This window comes from Streptomyces sp. NPDC102258 (assembly GCF_055584685.1).
In genome coordinates this window covers 90,949-107,866 of sequence record NZ_JBVJLO010000008.1, presented here as the reverse complement: position 1 = coordinate 107,866, position 16,918 = coordinate 90,949, and the positions used below count along the sequence as shown (strand labels likewise).

The 16,918-nt window shown below is 72.3% G+C and carries 15 protein-coding genes; all 15 read left to right on the top strand.

Annotated features, from left to right (window positions below; translation table 11 throughout):
• Positions 1 to 1,824 carry an AGE family epimerase/isomerase gene (locus tag ACZ6ZT_RS15800; protein ID WP_469719734.1) on the top strand — a complete coding sequence of 608 codons (1,824 nt, stop codon included), beginning with the start codon at positions 1 to 3 and terminating at the stop codon, positions 1,822 to 1,824.
• 37 nt (positions 1,825 to 1,861) lie between these two features.
• Positions 1,862 to 2,206 carry an STAS domain-containing protein gene (locus tag ACZ6ZT_RS15795; RefSeq protein WP_469719733.1) on the top strand — a complete coding sequence of 115 codons (345 nt, stop codon included), beginning with the start codon at positions 1,862 to 1,864 and terminating at the stop codon, positions 2,204 to 2,206.
• Positions 2,203 to 4,347, top strand: a complete 2,145-nt coding sequence (glgX, locus tag ACZ6ZT_RS15790) for a glycogen debranching protein GlgX (protein WP_469719732.1) — start codon at positions 2,203 to 2,205, stop codon at positions 4,345 to 4,347. The genes ACZ6ZT_RS15795 and glgX overlap by 4 nt, the downstream gene beginning before the upstream one ends.
• Before the next feature lie 25 nt (positions 4,348 to 4,372).
• A complete protein-coding gene (locus ACZ6ZT_RS15785) occupies positions 4,373 to 4,684 on the top strand; it encodes an STAS domain-containing protein (RefSeq protein WP_469719731.1) in 312 nt (103 codons plus the stop codon).
• A gap of 29 nt (positions 4,685 to 4,713) precedes the next feature.
• Positions 4,714 to 5,169, top strand: a complete 456-nt coding sequence (locus tag ACZ6ZT_RS15780) for an ATP-binding protein (RefSeq protein WP_469719730.1) — start codon at positions 4,714 to 4,716, stop codon at positions 5,167 to 5,169.
• The gene (locus ACZ6ZT_RS15775; protein ID WP_469719729.1) at positions 5,151 to 6,410 is read left to right on the top strand and encodes a PP2C family protein-serine/threonine phosphatase; all 1,260 of its coding nucleotides are present in this window, start codon (positions 5,151 to 5,153) and stop codon (positions 6,408 to 6,410) included. Before ACZ6ZT_RS15780 ends, ACZ6ZT_RS15775 begins: the two co-directional genes overlap by 19 nt.
• A complete protein-coding gene (locus ACZ6ZT_RS15770; RefSeq protein ID WP_469719728.1) occupies positions 6,410 to 7,156 on the top strand; it encodes a MinD/ParA family ATP-binding protein in 747 nt (248 codons plus the stop codon). The genes ACZ6ZT_RS15775 and ACZ6ZT_RS15770 overlap by 1 nt, the downstream gene beginning before the upstream one ends.
• Before the next feature lie 70 nt (positions 7,157 to 7,226).
• Entirely contained in the window at positions 7,227 to 7,967 is a 741-nt protein-coding gene (locus tag ACZ6ZT_RS15765) for a type 1 glutamine amidotransferase domain-containing protein (RefSeq protein ID WP_469719727.1), read from the top strand.
• A gap of 25 nt (positions 7,968 to 7,992) precedes the next feature.
• A complete protein-coding gene (locus ACZ6ZT_RS15760) occupies positions 7,993 to 9,477 on the top strand; it encodes an aldehyde dehydrogenase family protein (protein WP_469719726.1) in 1,485 nt (494 codons plus the stop codon).
• Positions 9,478 to 9,529: 52 nt separating this feature from the next.
• Positions 9,530 to 10,150, top strand: coding sequence for an NADPH-dependent F420 reductase (locus ACZ6ZT_RS15755; protein WP_469719725.1), 621 nt, complete (start codon positions 9,530 to 9,532; stop codon positions 10,148 to 10,150).
• Positions 10,141 to 10,680: a (2Fe-2S)-binding protein gene (locus ACZ6ZT_RS15750; protein WP_469719724.1), complete on the top strand. Its 540-nt coding sequence runs from the start codon at positions 10,141 to 10,143 to the stop codon at positions 10,678 to 10,680. The genes ACZ6ZT_RS15755 and ACZ6ZT_RS15750 overlap by 10 nt, the downstream gene beginning before the upstream one ends.
• Entirely contained in the window at positions 10,677 to 13,220 is a 2,544-nt protein-coding gene (locus ACZ6ZT_RS15745) for a xanthine dehydrogenase family protein molybdopterin-binding subunit (protein ID WP_469719723.1), read from the top strand. The genes ACZ6ZT_RS15750 and ACZ6ZT_RS15745 overlap by 4 nt, the downstream gene beginning before the upstream one ends.
• Complete coding sequence (locus ACZ6ZT_RS15740; protein ID WP_469719722.1) at positions 13,217 to 14,038, top strand: FAD binding domain-containing protein; 822 nt, start codon at positions 13,217 to 13,219, stop codon at positions 14,036 to 14,038. The genes ACZ6ZT_RS15745 and ACZ6ZT_RS15740 overlap by 4 nt, the downstream gene beginning before the upstream one ends.
• Before the next feature lie 26 nt (positions 14,039 to 14,064).
• Complete coding sequence (locus ACZ6ZT_RS15735; protein WP_469719721.1) at positions 14,065 to 15,396, top strand: MFS transporter; 1,332 nt, start codon at positions 14,065 to 14,067, stop codon at positions 15,394 to 15,396.
• A complete protein-coding gene (locus ACZ6ZT_RS15730) occupies positions 15,393 to 16,898 on the top strand; it encodes an ATP-binding protein (protein ID WP_469719720.1) in 1,506 nt (501 codons plus the stop codon). The genes ACZ6ZT_RS15735 and ACZ6ZT_RS15730 overlap by 4 nt, the downstream gene beginning before the upstream one ends.
• The last annotated feature ends 20 nt before the right edge of the window (positions 16,899 to 16,918 follow it).

The window sequence follows — 16,918 nt, the reverse complement described above, 5'->3', positions numbered from 1 at the left end:
ATGGCGGGCTCGTTGGGCTTCTCCTTCTCCGACACGATGGCGGGCTACGTCGTCCGCTTCGACTCCGGCGCGCGGCTGCTGCGGCTGAAGACCTCCGACGACCGCGAGTTCGAGGTCTCGCTGGCCGGGGACCCGAGCGCCGAGCTGGTGCGCAACCTGGACGAGCCGTACATCGACGCCTCCGGGCACATCGACGAGATGCTCTCCCCGGGCCGGTTCCTCTTCGTCTACGGGATCCACTACCCCGAGCAGGACGGCCGCTACGAGGCCAAGCGCCTGGTGTTCCTCGGCCGCGGGGCGGAGGACTACCGGTTCGAGGAGACGAGCTGGTGGGTCAAGCAGATCGAGTCGCTGGCCGACTTCTACAAGCGGGCGCAGTTCGGCGACGGGCCGGTGGACTTCACCGACTACCGCACCGAGATCCGCCTCGGCGGCGACAAGACCGCCAGCCACGTCCAGGAGACGGACACCATCTCCCGCCTGGTCTACGGCATGGCCTCGGCCTACCTGCTGACCGGCAAGGACGAGTACCTGGAGGTCGCCGAGCGCGGCACCGAGTACCTGCGCAAGCACATGCGGGTCGTGGACAGCGAGGAGGACGTGGTCTTCTGGTACCACGGCATCAGCGTCGACGGGGACAGCGAGCGCAAGCTGTTCACCTCGGAGTTCTCCGACGACTACGACGCGATCCCGATGTACGAGCAGATCTACGCGCTGGCCGGCCCCGTCCAGACCTACCGGATCACCGGTGACGTCCGGATCAGGAACGACGCGGACGCCACCATCCGGCTGTTCGACAAGTTCTTCCTGGACCGCGAGCAGGGCGGCTACTACTCGCACGTCGACCCGATCCTCTTCAGCCCCGACCACGAGTCGCTGGGCGAGAACGCCGAGCGCAAGAACTGGAACTCGGTCGGCGACCACGCCCCCGCGTACCTGATCAACCTGTACCTGGCGACCGGCGAGCAGAAGTACGCCGATTTCCTGGAGTACACCTTCGACACCATCGCGGACAAGTTCCCGGACTACGAGAACAGCCCGTTCGTCCAGGAGCGCTTCTTCCGCGACTGGTCGCACGACACCGGGCACAGCTGGCAGCAGAACCGCGCGGTCGTCGGGCACAACCTCAAGATCGCCTGGAACCTGATGCGGATGAACTCGCTGAAGGCCAAGCCGGCCTACGAGGAGCTGGCCCGGAAGATCGGCGAGATCATGCCGCCCGTCGGCAGCGACGTGCAGCGCGGCGGCTGGTACGACGTGGTGGAGCGGGTCAAGCGCGGGGACGAGGAGACGTACCGTTTCGCCTGGCACGACCGCAAGGCCTGGTGGCAGCAGGAGCAGGCGATCCTCGCCTACCTCATCCTGCACGGCACGGCCGGCGGCGAGGCGAACCTGCGCGAGGCCCGGCAGGCGCAGGCCTTCTACAACACCTTCTTCCTCGACCACGACGAGGGAGCCGTCTACTTCAACGTGCTCGCCAGCGGTACCCCGTACCTGCTCGGCACGGAGCGGCTCAAGGGCAGCCACTCGATGTCCATGTACCACTCGGCGGAGCTCTGCTACCTCGCCGCCGTGTACAACAACCTGCTCATCAACGGCCGGGAGATGGACTTCCACTTCCAGCCCGACCCGACCAGCCTGCCCGACCGGACCCTGCGCGTCTCGCCCGACCTGCTGCCCGCGGGCTCGGTGCGGATCGCGTCCGTGGAGATCGACGAGAAGCCGTACGAGGAGTTCGACGCCGACGGTCTGACCGTCCACCTCCCCGACGTCCAGGGGCGGGTCAAGGTGAAGGTCCGGCTGCGGCCGGTGACCCAGAAGTAGCGCTCAACGGGGGGCGCCCCAATCCGAGGGGAAAGCAATGACTCTGACCGTGAAGGAACGCCGGAACAAGTCGGGCACCGTGCTCGTCGCCACCGGCGAGATCAACAGCGAGACCTCCGCGGGGCTGCTCCAGGCCCTCCTGCCGCTGGTCCGCGAGGGCCGGCCGCTGCGCATCGACCTCACCGCCGTCAGCTACGTCTCCAGCGCCGGCCTGCGCACCCTGCTGGTCGTCTACCGGGAGGCGCAGCACGCCGGCGTCGCCGTCACCCTGTACGGGGTGAGCGAGGAAGTCCGGTTCGTCATGTCCGCCACCGGCTTCCTCGACTTCTTCGAGACCGGCGAGGCCGCGGCCACCGCGGCCCGGGCCAAGGCCGCGCGATGAGCGAGGCCGTCTCCGAGCAGGTCCTGCGGGTGGACGCGTACCCGACCCACGAGGTGGGCGGGTACCGCGTCCGCGCCGGCAAACCGTTCCCGTTCGGGGCCAACGTGGTCCCCGGCGGCGTCAGCTTCTCCGTCTTCTCCGACCAGGCCACCTCCATGACCCTGGTCATCTTCAAGCGCGGAGAGCCCGAGCCGATGGCCGAGCTGCGCTTCCCCGAGGAGTTCCGCACCGGCAGCGTCTTCGCCATGACGGTCTTCGGCCTCGACCACGAGAACATCGAGTACGGGTACCGGGCCGACGGCCCCTTCGACCCGTCCTCCGGGCACCGCTTCGACGCCCGCCAGGTGCTCTCCGACCCCTACGCCCGGCTGATCGCCGGCCGTGACGTGTGGGGCGTGGAGCCGGACCGCGACCGCGGCTACCAGTACCGCTCGCGGGTCTGCCTCCAGGACTTCGACTGGGGCGACGACACCCCGCTGCGGCTCCCCGCCGAGGACCTCGTCGTCTACGAGGCCCACGTGCGCGGCTTCACCCGCCACCCCTCCTCGCGGGTCACCGCCCCCGGCACCTTCGCGGGGCTGCGCGAGAAGATCCCGTACCTGAAGGAACTCGGGATCAACTGCATCGAGCTGCTGCCGGTGTTCGAGTTCGACGAGAGCGACAACATGCGCTCCAACCCGGAGACGGGCGAGCGGCTCTTCGACTACTGGGGCTACAACACCGTCTCCTTCTTCGCGCCGAAGGCCGGCTACGCGGCCACCGGACGCTACGGGATGCAGGGCGACGAGTTCCGCACCCTGATCAAGGACCTGCACGCGGCCGGCATCGAGGTCATCCTCGACGTCGTCTTCAACCACACCGCCGAGGGCAACGAGCTGGGCCCGACGATCTCCTTCAAGGGCCTCGACAACGCCACGTACTACATGCTCACGCCGGAGGGGTACTACTTCAACTTCAGCGGCACGGGCAACACGGTCAACTGCAACCACCCCGTCGTGCGCAACTTCGTGCTCGACTGCCTGCGCCACTGGGTCGCCGACTACCACATCGACGGCTTCCGCTTCGACCTCGCGGCCATCCTCGGCCGGTCCCTGGACGGCACCCCGCTGCCCAACCCGCCGCTGCTGGAACTGCTCGCCTTCGACCCCGTCCTGCGGCACACCAAGCTCATCGCCGAGGCCTGGGACGCGGGCGGCCTCTACGAGGTCGGCAACTTCCCGGCCTACGGCCGCTGGGCGGAGTGGAACGGCAAGTACCGCGACACGGTGCGCAGCTTCCTCAAGGGCGACCCCGGGGTCACCGGGGAGCTCGCCACCCGGATCGCGGGCTCACCGGACCTGTACTCCACCCGGGGGACCTCGGCCTCCGTCAACTTCCTGACCGCGCACGACGGCTTCAGCCTGGCCGACCTCGTCTCGTACAACGACAAGCACAACGAGGCCAACGGCGAGGGCAACAACGACGGCGGCAACGACAACGCCAGCTGGAACTGCGGCGCCGAGGGGCCGACCGACGACCCGGAGATCAACGCGCTGCGGCTGCGCCAGATGAAGAACGCCCTCGCGATCCTCTTCACCAGCCAGGGCATCCCGATGCTGCTGTCCGGGGACGAGGTCGCGCGGACCCAGCAGGGCAACAACAACACGTACTGCCAGGACAACGAACTGTCCTGGTTCGACTGGGACCAGGTCGACGACAGCGCCGAACTGCTTCGCTTCACCCGGGAGATGATCGCCTTCCGGGGGCGCCACCGCGAACTGCGCTCCACCTCCCACCCCACCGGCCGGCTGCGCGACCACCTGGGCCTGCCGGACATCAGCTGGCACGGGGAGCGGGCCTGGCAGCCCGACTGGTCGGCGGAGAGCCGGCTGCTGGCGGTCGCCCGCTGCGGCGTCGGCGACGAGGACGTGGTGTACGTGGCCATGAACGCGCACTGGGAGGCGCACGACCTCGAACTGCCCGCCCTGCCCGGCGGCCGCAGCTGGCACCTGTTCGCGGACACCGGCGCGCGGGCGCCGCACGACATCCGCACGCCGGGGACGGAACAGGACCTGGACAACGCCGGGAAGTACCTGATCGGCCCGCGATCGGTCGTGATCCTGGTGGGCCGCGCGAACGACCCCGACCCCCGAGGCGACTGAGCCGCCCGACCGAAGGAGACCTGACATGCCGCTTTCCGTGTCCCTGAGCATCGAGGGCGACACCACCGTGATCGAACTGGCGGGCGAGCTGGACGCCAGGACCGCGCCGGACTTCCACCAGACCATCGAGAAGGCCGCCGGGCACGGCACGAGCACCGTCGAGATCCGCATGGCCGGCGTCGGCTACATGGCCAGCGCGGGACTGCGTTCGCTGGTCTTCGCCCAGCAGAAGGTGGCCTCCGGGGTCACCATCAAGGTCGTCGGCGCCATCGAGCCCGTCTCCCGGACGATCCGCACGGCCGGACTCGACCGCAGCATCCAGCTCACCGACGGCTGAGCCCCCCGGCCGGCCGAGCGGTGAGTGAGATGGTCGAAGTGGCGCGCACGCCCGCCGCACTGGAGGTGCCCGCGACGGTCGGGGCCCTGGGCGAGATCGCCGCGTACGTCCTGCTGCTGGCCGGCCGGGCCGGCCTCGGCAAGAGAGCCACGTACCGGCTGCGGCTCGCGGTGGACGAACTGGCCACCAACATCGTCATGCACGGGTACCGGGGCGGCGACGGGCGGATCACCGTCCGCGGCCGCTCCGGTCCGGACGGGGTGCGGGTCGTCATCGAGGACTCCGCCCCCGCGTTCGACCCCGCCGCGGGCCGCCTGCCCCCCGCCACCGGGGTCCCCCCGGAACGGCGGCGGGTCGGCGGCCTCGGCATCCACCTGGCCCTGACCAGCGTGGACGCGTACTCGTACGCCTACCGGGACGGCCGCAACATCAGCACGCTGACTGTGAAAGCCGAGGGGACGGACGCATGCCCTCCACCACCGTGATCATCCTGGACGTGTACCCGCCGCCCCCGGCCGACCTGGTCGAGGCGCTGCGGCTGATGGACGCGGAACTCGTCACCCGCACCCTGCCCGAACTGCTCACCGGGCGGCTGGAGACGCTGCCCGCCGCGGACGTCCTGCTGGCCCCCGCCGAAGCCGACGGGCACGCCGTACGGACCGCCGTGCGCCGGCTGCGCCGCTGGGCCGGGGTCCCCATCGTGGTCGTCTGGACCGTCGGGGAGTTCGCGGCCCTGGAACGGCACGTCGAGCTCGGCCACGACTACCTCGTACCGCCCTTCCTGCCCGCGCTCGTCCGGGCCCGCCTGCACAGCTGCACCGAGCGCGCCGGACTCGGCCGGACCCTGCGCGAGGCCGACGCGCGCGCCGAACTCATGGGCTACGAGAAGGAGCTGGAGATCGGCCGCGAGATCCAGGCCGGCTTCCTGCCCGAATCGCTGCCCGTCCCGGCGGGCTGGGAGATCGACGTGCGCTTCCGCCCGGCCCGCCAGGTCGCCGGGGACTTCTACGACGTCTTCGAACTCTCCCGGGGCCGGCGCCTCGCGGTCGTCGTCGCCGACGTCTGCGACAAGGGCGTCGGCGCCGCCCTCTTCATGGCCCTCATCCGCTCGCTGCTGCGCCACACCGCCGAGAACAGCGGACTGCAGCACCTGATGGCGGCCACCCGCACCGGCGGCAGCCGCCGTACACCGGTCGTCGGCGCCACTCCGCTGCTCAACGCGGTCACCGCCACCAACGGCTACCTCACCCGCAACCACCTGCGGCAGGGCTACTTCGCCACCCTGTTCTTCGGCGTCCTGGACCCGCGCACCGGCAGCCTCGTCTACATCAACGGCGGCCACAACCCGCCCCTGCTGCTCTCCGGGGCGGGCGCCGTGCCCCGGCCGCTGGAGGTGACGGGACCCGCCGTCGGGGTCCTGCCCGACTGCGTCTACACCCTCGGGTACGCCCAGCTGGACCCGGGCGACACCCTCTTCGTGTTCACCGACGGAGTGCCCGAGGCGCGCTGCCCGGAGGGCGGCTTCCTCGGGGACGAACGGATGCTGGAACTGCTCGGCGGGCCCCCGGCGAGCGGGCGGGACCTGGTGGACCGGATGGACCTGGCGGTGCGCGAGCACACCGGGACCGCCGAACAGCACGACGACGTCACCATGCTGGCCCTGCACCGGCCCCCTGCGGCGCGGGGGCCGCACGGGGACGGCGCGGGCTACCGGGTGGTGGCCTGATGACCCGGACCATCGTGGTGCACTCGCACCGCGGCGGCACCGGCAAGTCCTCGGTGACCGCCAACCTGGCGGTGCTGCTGGCGAACGGCGGGCTGCGGGTGGGGGTGGTCGACACCGACCTCCAGTCGCCCGCCCTGGACCTGCTGTTCGGGCTCGGGCCGGGGCCGGCCTCGCTGGCCGACTACCTGCTCGGCCGCTGCGAGATCGAGGCCGCGGCCCGCCGGACCGACCTGCCCGGGCTGTACGTCGTACCCGCCCGGTCCGGGACGGCGGCCCTGCGCGAGCTGATGACCACCGGGTACGACGTGGGGCTGCTGCCGGAGGGGTTCGACCGGCTCGCCCAGCGGTTCCTGCTCGACGTGCTGCTGCTCGACACGCACGCGGGGCTCAACAACGAATCGGTGACCGCCATGGGCAGCGCCGACGTCGTACTGGTCATGGCGCGGGCGGACCGCGTCGACCTCTCCGGGGCCGAGGAGACCCTCGCCCTCGTCGGGCGGCTGGCCTGCCGGCGGGCCCTCGTCCTGAGCATGGCGCCCGAGGGCGTCGACCGGGACGCGGTGCGCCGCCGGGCCGAGGAGGTCTACGGGGTCCCGCTGGCCGGAATCCTCCCGTACGTGCCGGAAATGGCGGCCCTGTACGGAGAACGCATCTTCGCGCAGGCCCTTCCCGACCATCCGCTGGTCGGTGAATTCCGCGCGATCCTGACGGCGTTGGACGCACGTGACGAAGTATCACGGGCCTGACGTCCACCCCTTACGCCCCTGACAGGGGGCGTGTTGAATCGGCTGCGAATCCAGGAACAAGGAGAGAGTCATGAAGATTCTCGTCGTCATGACGGCAAAGGCCACGCTCCATCTGCTGGACGGGGAACAGCACCCCTCGGGATTCTGGGCCGAGGAATTCGTCGTTCCTTTCACCCTCTTCCGGGACGCGGGACACACCGTGGACCTGGCGACGATCGGCGGCCGGGCCCCCACCGTCGACGCGACCAGCGTCGACCCCGCCTTCCTGCGGTGGGTCCGCCCCGAGGGCTCCCCGGACGAGGACGCGGCGAACGCCGCCGCATACCTCCGCGTCCTCGAGGACACCCCCCAGCTCCGGCAGCCCCTCGCCCTGGAATCCCTCGGCGAGAAGGACATCGCCGGCTACGACGGCATCTACATCAGCGGCGGCCACGGCGCCATCGGCGACCTCCCCAAGTCCGACGAACTGGCGCAGCTGCTGCGCTGGGCCATCGCGCAGGACAAGCCGCTCGCCACCGTCTGCCACGGCCACACCGCGCTGCTGGCCCTGCGCGACGGCGAGGGCCGCTGGCCCTTCGAGGGCTACCGGATGACCGCCTTCTCGCACAGCGAGGAACTGGTCACCAACATGGCCGGCCGGCTCCCGCTGATCCTGGAGGCCGAACTCACCCGGCTCGGCGCCCGCTACGAGAAGGCCGAAGCGATCTGGGACTCGCACGTGGTGGTGGACCGCAGGCTCACCACCGGCCAGAACCCGTACTCCTCCAAGGCCCTGGCACAGACGTTCCTGAAGCAGCTCGAACAGGGCTAGCCCCGCGACACCAGAAGGTGCAGCCATGACCCAGCGCGTGCTCGGCGACCGACCCCTGGCCAACCCGGGGAAGCTGTTCATCGGCGGCAGATGGGTGGCCGCCCGGGACGGCCGCACCGAACCGGACGTGAGTCCCATCGACGGACAGGAGATCGTGCCGGTGGCCCAGGCCGCCGCGGCCGACGCGGACGCCGCCGTCACGGCGGCCCGTACGGCGTACGAGGAAGGCCCCTGGAGCCGGCTCTCCGCCCAGGAGCGCGCGCTGCGGCTGAACCGCGTCGGCGAGCTGATCGAGCGGGACCTGGAGGAGATCGCCCTGCTGGAGACGGTGGACATGGGCAAGCCGTTCGCCTTCTCCAGCACCGTCGACGCCCCGATGGCCGCCCAGCTCATGCACTACTACGCGGGCGCGGTCACCCGGGTCGACGGCTCCTCCCGGGCCCCGGCCGGCGGACAGCTCGCGTACACCCTGCGCGAACCGCTGGGCGTGGTCTGCGCCATCACCCCCTTCAACTTCCCGCTGCTGCTGTCGATGACCAAGATCGCCCCGGCCCTCGCGGCGGGGAACACCGTCGTCCACAAGCCCTCCCCGGCCACCCCGCTCACCGCGCTGAAGATCGCCGAACTCTTCCAGGAGGCGGAGATCCCCGACGGGGTGCTGAACGTCATCACCGGGCCCGGCGTGGAACTGGGGGAGACCCTCACCGACCACCCCGGCATCGACAAGATCGCCTTCACGGGCTCCACCGCCGTCGGGCAGTCCATCATCCGCAAGTCCGCCGGCACCCTGAAGAAGGTCACGATGGAACTCGGCGGCAAGTCCGCCAACATCGTCTTCGCCGACGCCGACCTCGACGCCGCCGAGGAACTCGCCTTCTTCGGCATCTACTACAACAAGGGCGAGATCTGCACCGCCGGCTCCCGGCTCCTGCTGCACCGCCCCATCCACGACGAGATGGTCGAACGCCTCGTCGCCCGCGCCGCCGCCCTGCGGCCCGGCGACCCGCGCGACCCGGCCACCCTCTTCGGACCGCTGGCCCACCGGGGCCAGTTCGACAAGGTCAGCTCCTACATCGAGGTCGGCGAGAAGGAAGGGGCGCTGCTGCGCACCGGAGGCACCGGCTGGACCCCGGAAGGCGCCTCCAGCCAGGGCCTGTACTTCCTGCCGACCGTCTTCACCGGCGTCGACAACGGGATGCGGATCGCACAGGAGGAGATCTTCGGACCTGTCCTGTCGATCATCCCCTTCGACACCGAGGAGGACGCGGTCCGGATCGCCAACGACAGCGCGTACGGGCTGGCCGCCGGGGTCCACACCAAGGACCTGCGCCGGGCCCACCGGGTCGCCTCGCAGATCAAGGCGGGCACGGTCTGGGTCAACTGCTACAACCAGTACGACCCCTCGGTGCCCTACGGCGGCTACAAGGCCTCCGGGTACGGGCGCGAGTGCGGACCGGAATCCCTGGAGAGCTACACCCAGACCAAGTCGGTCTGGATCGGCATGGACTGAGTCCGGCCGCCCGGACCCCCACCGTGCCCGACCCCAGCGACTGAGGAGCCCCATGCGGACAGGCGTCATCGGCACCGGACGGATCGGCTCGGCCCTCGCCCGGATCCTGGTGGCGGCGGGCCACCCGGTGGTCCTCGCCAACGGGCGCGGACCGCACTCCCTCGGCCCCCTGCTGGCCGAGCTCGGATCCGAGGCCGCCGCCACCGGACCGGTGGAGGCGGCCGGCCAGGCCGACCTGCTGGTGCTGATGGTGCCCTTCGCCGCCGTGCGCGGGCTGCTGCCCCCGCACGTCGTGCAGGACAAGGTGCTGGTGGACGCCACCAACGCCTTCGGCGACCCCGGGGTCCCCGCCGACCTCGGCGGGCGCGGCTCCAGCGAACTCGTCGCCGAGTGGTACCCCGGCGCCCGCGTCGTGAAATCCCTGAACACCATGCACTTCGAAACCCTCGCTTCCGCGGGCGACGCCTCCGGGCGGCAGCCGGACCACCGCCTCGCCCATTTCACGGCGGGCGACGACGCGAAGGCGAAGGAAATCGTGGCGGGAATCATCACGGACCTCGGATTCGTGCCCGTCGACACCGGTCCGCTGCACTCCGGAGGAATTCTCCAGCAGCCCGGCGGTCCCCTCTTCAACCGGCCGCTCACGGAAGCGCAGGCGCTCGCATGGATCTGACCCTGAACGTGAATGGAAGACCCGAGGAGTTCACGGCCCAGCCGAACGAACTCCTCGTCGAACGGCTCCGCGACGGACTCGGACTGACCGGCACCAAAGTCGGCTGCGACACCGGCCAGTGCGGAACCTGCGTGGTCCGTCTCGACGGCCGCTCCGTCAAGAGCTGCCTGATCCTCACCGCCGCGGCCGCCGGCGCCGACGTCACCACCATCGAGGGCGTCACCACCCGGGGCGGCGAGCTGACCGGCCTCCAGGAGGCGCTGCGCCAGGAGCACGGCACCCAGTGCGGCTTCTGCACCCCCGGCATGGTCATGGCGCTCGGCGAACTCGTGGAGAACTCCGCCGGGGGCGAGGCGCCCACCGAGCCCGAGATCCGCGAGTGGCTGACCGGCAACCTGTGCCGCTGCACCGGCTACCACAGCGTGGTCCGCGGAGTGCAGCGCGCCTGCGCCCCCGCCGCCGCGGCCCCGGCCGGGGACGCGGAGCCGGCCGCGGCCGGAGCGTCCGGGCGGGAGGGCCGAGGGCGATGACCGCAGTGACGGGGGAGAGCGCCGGAGCCGCTGGGGCCGTGGACACCGCGGCGCCCGCGGCGGCGACCGTGACGGCGCCCGTGGAGGCGTCGGCTGAAACACCGGCTGAAGCGCCGGCTGTGGCACCGGCGGAGAACGCCGCGCCCGCGCCGGACGGCGTACCCGGGGAGCACACCGTCCTCGGCCGGCCGCTGGACGCCCGCGAGGACCCGCGGCTGCTGCGCGGCGAGGCGACGTACGTGGCCGACATCGACCTGCCGGGCACCGCGCACATGGCCATCCTGGGCAGCCCGGTGGCGCACGCGCGGATCCTCGGCATCGAGACCAAGGCCGCCGAGCAGATGCCGGGCGTCCTGAAGGTGGCCACCGCCGCCGACTTCACCGACGTGATGCCGCTGCCCTGCATCTGGATCCCCGGCGGCGTCGAGAGCCACTTCCCGCCCCACCCCTACGGCCTGCCGGGATCGCGCCCCGTGCTGAGCGGCGACGCCGTCCGGCACGTCGGCGACCCGGTCGCCGTGGTCGTCGCCGAGACCCCGCGCCAGGCCGCCGCCGCGCTCGCCGCGATCAGCGTCGAGTACGAGCCGCTGCCCGTGGTCACCCGCGCCGACGAGGCCCTCGCCGAGGGGGCGCCCCAGCTCCACGAGGCCGTCCCCGGCAACCTGAACGCGTATTGGACCTGCGGCGACAAGGAACGCACCGACGCGGCCATCGCCGCCGCCGAGGTAACCGTCGAGCTGGACCTCGTCAACCAGCGCACCATCAACAGCCCCATCGAGCCGCGCGGCGCGGTCGGCGACTACGACCCGGCCACCGACGAGTACACCCTCTACGCCTCCACCCAGGGCCCGCACAACCACCGCTTCCTGCTCGCCGGGCTGGTCCTCGGCATCCCCTTCAACAAGCTCCGGGTGATCGCCCCCACCGTCGGCGGCAGCTTCGGCACCAAGGGCTACCTGTACCCCGACATGGCGCTGGTCCTGCTGCTGTCCAAGGCGCTGCACCGCCCCGTCAAATGGGTCGACACCCGCACCGGGCTGATGAACTCCACCGTCCAGGGCCGCGACCACCGCCAGCACGTCACCCTCGCCGGCACCCGCGACGGCCGCATCACCGCCGTGCGCTGCACCAGCTACGCCAACCTCGGCGCCTACCCCTCCACCATCGGCCCCGGTGTCGCCACCGCCCTGATGGGCCGCTCCATCAGCGGCATGTACGCCATCGACGCGGCCTTCTGCGAGGTCTACGCCGCCTTCACCAACACCGTCTCGCTCGGCGCCCAGCGCGGCAGCGGGCGCGCCGAGGCCGCCTTCCTGATGGAACGCCTCGTCGACCGCTACGCGAGCGAGATCGGCATGGACCCGGCGGCGGTGCGGCGCAAGAACCTGGTGCCGAAGGAGGAGTTCCCGTACGACAACGGGCTGGGCTGGACCTACGACTCCGGGAACTACCAGCTGAACTTCGACAAGGCCCTCGCCCTGGCCGACTACGCCGGCATGCCCGCCCGCAAGGAGCGGGCCCGCGCGCGCGGCAAGCGGCTCGGCGTCGGCATCGCCACGTACGTCGCGGTCTGCGGGGTCGGCCCCTCCACCCGGATGTCCAAGGAGGGCATGCTCGGCGGCACCTGGGAGAGCGCGAACATCCGCGTCCACCCCACCGGCGAGGTCACCGTCACCGTCGGCTCGGCCTCCACCGGCCAGAGCCACCACACGGTCTTCGCGATGGTCGCCGCCGACGAGCTGGGCATCGACCCGGCCCAGGTCCAGGTCTACGAGGCCGACACGCAGAAGGCCCCGTACGGCCAGGGCACCTACGGCTCGCGTTCCTACAGCATGGCCGGGCCCGCCGTCGCCCTCACCGCCCGCAAGATCAAGGCCAAGCTGGTCAAGGCCGGGGCCGTCTTCCTGAACGTCCCCGAGGAGAAGGTCGTCTACCGGGACGGCGCGGTGTACGAGGACGGCAACCCGGAGAACACCAAGACGTTCGCCGAGCTGGCCATGGCCCTGTGGTACGGCTGGGGGCTGCCGCCGGAGATCGAACCGGCCCTGGACGAGACCACGCACTTCGACCCGCCGGACTTCAACTACCCCTTCGGCACGCACATCGCGGTCGTCGAGGTGGACGAACTGACCGGCGAGACCGAGGTGGTGGCCTACACCGCCGTCGACGACGCCGGGAACATCGGCAACCCGAAGATCGTCCTCGGGCAGATCGAGGGCAGCATCGTGCACGGACTCGGCCAGGCCCTGATGGAGGCCGCCGAGTACGACGAGAACGGCCTGCTGATCAGCTCCGACCTGGGCCACTACGCCCTGCCGCGCGCCGCCGACGTGCCCTTCTTCACCCTCGACAAGACGGTCACCCCCTCCCCGCACAACCCGCTCGGCGCCAAGGGGGCCGGCGAGATCGCCACCGTGCCGCCCGCCGCCGCCGTCGTCAACGCGGTCGTGGACGCCCTCTCCGACCTCGGCGTCCGGCACATCGACATGCCCCTGACCCCCGAGAAGGTCTGGCGCCGGCTCCAGGGAGAGACGCAGTGATCCTCACCGAGTTCGACTACGTCCGGCCCGCCGGGCTCGACGAGGCCCTGGCCCTGCTGGCCGCCCCCGCCGCCCGGGTGCTGGCCGGCGGGCAGAGCCTGCTGCCCGGCCTGCGCGACGGATCGCAGACGGCCCGCCTGCTGGTCGACGTACGGCACCTGGCGGAGCTGCGGGGCATCGAGGCACGGGACGGGACCCTGCGCATCGGGGCCCTGACCACCCTCGCCGAACTCGCCGCCGACCCCCGGGTGCGGGCCGGGGCGCCCGAGCTGGCCGCGGCGGCCCGCGCCAACGGCGACCCCCAGGTCCGCAACCTCGGCACCGTCGGCGGCAACCTGGCCGTCACGGGCCGGCCCACCGATCTGCCGGTCGCCGCCCTGGCCGCCGACGCGGTGGTGGAGCTGGCCGGCCCCGGCGGGCGCGTCCGGGTGCCGGCCGAGGAGTTCGCCGCCGCCGGGCCGCCCGCCGGATCGGTGGTCACCGCCCTGCTGGTGCCCGTCACGGGCCCGGCCGCCGCCTTCGAGAAGACCGCCGACCGGGCCACCCGCTACCCGCTGTGCGCGGCGGCCGTACGCGTCACCGCCGACGGGCCCCGGATCGCCGTCACCGGAGCCACCCCCCGCGCCCTGCGCCTGCGCGGGGTCGAGGACCGGCTGCGCGGCGGCCCGTACAGCACGGAGGCGGTGCTCGCGGCCTTCCGCGCCGAGCCCCGGGAGCTGTTCGTCCCCGGACGCGGCACCTCGGCCGAATACCTCGGCCACCTCGCGGGCGTGCTCACCGCCCGCGCGCTGGCCAGGGCGGCCCGGATCAGCACCTGAGCCCACCGGGCGCCAGGAGGAGGGGAGTGGACGCAGTGGCCGAACCGACCGAGACGACGACCGCGGGAGACGCCGGGCACCCGGCGCGGCCCGGGCACCCGGCGCGCTCCGAGCAAGCCCGGCCGCCGACGGGTGCCCGTCCGGCCGGCGCCCGCGCCGCCGGTTCCGCCAGAGCGTCCGGCTTCTGGGTGGTGGGCGCGGTCCTCGTCCTGCTGATGCTCTCCTCCTCGGTGCCCTCCGCCCTCTACGTGCTCTACCAGGAGAAGTGGGGCCTGTCCTCGGGGGCCGTCACGGTGGTCTTCGCCGTGTACGCCGTCACCGTGCTCGCCGGACTGCTCCTGTTCGGCTCCCTCTCCGACACCGTGGGACGGCGGCCCGTGCTCGGCGCCGGACTGGTCCTCGCGATGGTCTCCATGGGCCTGTTCGCCGGGGCCCAGGGGCTCGGCCTGCTGCTGGCCGCCCGCGCCGTACAGGGCCTGGCGGTGGGCCTGGCCACCGGGGCGATGGGCGCCGCCCTGCTCGAACTCAGCCCGCGCGCCCGGCCCGCGCTCGGCGCCCAGGTCAACAGCGCGGGACCGACCGTCGGCATCGGCCTCGGCGGGCTCGGCGCGGGACTCCTCGTCCAGTACGCGCCCGCGCCCACCGTGCTCAGCTACCTGCTGCTGATCGGGGCGTTCGCGATCACCCTGGTCGGCGTCGCGCGCATGGAAGAGAGCGCTCCCGGGGCGGGCGGCCGGCTGCGGGTGGCACCGCGCCGGATCCGCGTACCGGCCGCCGCGCGCGGGCGGTTCGCCGTACTCGTCCTGACCATCGTCGCCGTCTGGACCGTCGGCGGCTTCTACCTCTCGCTCGGCCCGCACCTGGCCCTGTCCCTGCTGCACAGCACCAACTACCTCGCCGGCGGGGCCACGGTGGCCCTGCTCGCGGGCGCCGCCACCACCGCCCAGCTGCTGCTCGGCCGCACCGCGCCGCTGCGCACCGCCGTACTGGGCCTGCTCGGGCTGCTCGCGGGGCTCGCCCTCGTCCTGCTCGCGCTGGCCCTGGGCTCGGCGGCCGTCTTCCTCGTCGCCACCGCCGTCCTCGGCAGTGGCTGGGGCGCGGCCTTCCTCGGCTCGTTCCGCGCGCTGAGCGCGCTCGCCGAGCCCGCGCACCGGGGCGAACTGACCGCCGCCGTCTACGTGTTCGCGTACCTCGCCATGAGCGTCCCGGCCGTTCTCGCCGGAGCGCTGACCAACATCCACGGACTGCAGCGCACCTCGGTCGGCTTCATGGCCGCCGTCGCCGGAGTGTGCGCGCTGGCCCTGATCACGACCCTGCGGCTGGCCGCGCGCACCAGGGCCGAAGGGAGTACGGCGTGAGGAACGCCGGGATCGACGGCACGAGGGGACCGGACCCCAAGGAACTGCGGGAGGCCCTGTACGCACTGGAGATCTTCGCCGGGCTCACCGAGGATCAGCTGGACTGGCTCGTCTCGGTGTCCGAACCGCGGGTCCTCGCCGACGGGGAGGTCCTCTTCCGGGACGGGGACGAGGCCACCGGCTTCCACGTCCTGCTCTCCGGCGGGCTCCTCGTCACCAAGGTCGTCGACGGCCGGGAGGAGGTCCTCACCCGGCACTCCACCGAGGAGGACGGCGCCGCCGCCGAGGAACACGACGGCAAGCCCACGGCCGCCCACCGCTTCACCGGCGAGCTGCCCCTGCTGACCGACGGCGCGTACGTGGCCACCGCGGCCGCGAGCGGCCCCGCCACCACCGTCGTGGCCTATCCGAAGCCGGTCTTCTTCGAGATGCTGACCCGCTGCCACGGGGTGGCGGCCGTGCTGCTCCCCGTCCTGGCCTGGCGGATCAAGTCCTCCGAGGTCCAGGCCCGCAAACGGGCCACCGTCGAGGCCCTCGGGACCCTCGCCGCCGGACTCGCGCACGAGCTGAACAACCCGGCCGCCGCCGTGGCCCGCGCCGCGCAGGAACTCGCCCCGGCCCTGGAGCGGCTGACCGGCACCGCGTACGCGTGGGGGGCGGCCGCCGGCGACGGGGAGCGGGCCGCCCTGGAGCGGCTCGCCGCGGAACTGGACCGGCTGGCGCCGCCCGAGACCGCCGACCCGCTCGACCAGGCGGACGCCGAGGAGGAGATCGCCGACTGGGCCGAGGAAGCCGGCGCCGAACGCCCCGGGCTGCTCGGCTCCGGGGCCGCCGACCTCGGCCTGGACCTGGAATGGCTGCTGGAGCGGCTGGACGGGATCGGCGAAGCCGCCCTGCCCGCCGCCCTGGACCACCTCGCGGCGCTGCTGGAGGCCCGCTCGCTGGCCGCCGAGCTGCGCGCGGCCGGCCCCCGGATCTCCCAGCTGGTCGCCGCCACCCGGGACTACGCCAACCTCGACCGGGCGCCCGAACAGCGCTTCGCGGTCACCGACGGCCTGGAGAACACCCTGGTCGTGCTGCGCGCCAAACTCGGCGGGATCACCCTCGTCCGCGCCTACGATCCGGACCTGCCCGACCTCACCGGGTACCCCGGGGAGCTGAACCAGGTGTGGACCAACCTGGTCGACAACGCGGCCGAGGCCATGGAGGGCGCGGGCACGCTCACCCTGCGGGCGCGCGCCGAGGGCGTCTGCATGGTCGTGGAGATCACCGACACCGGGCGGGGCATCCCCGAGGACGTCCTGCCCCGCATCTTCGAACCCTTCTACACGACCAAGGACGTGGGGAAGGGCACGGGTCTGGGGCTGCACCTCAGCTACCGGATCGTGACCCAGCGCCACCACGGGTCGATCACGGCCCGCTCCCGTCCGGGCGAGACCCGGATGGTCGTCCGGCTGCCCCTCGCACCGGCGCCCGCGCCGGAGGGGGCCGCCGCCGGCTGACCCGCCGGCCCGGCCGTCAG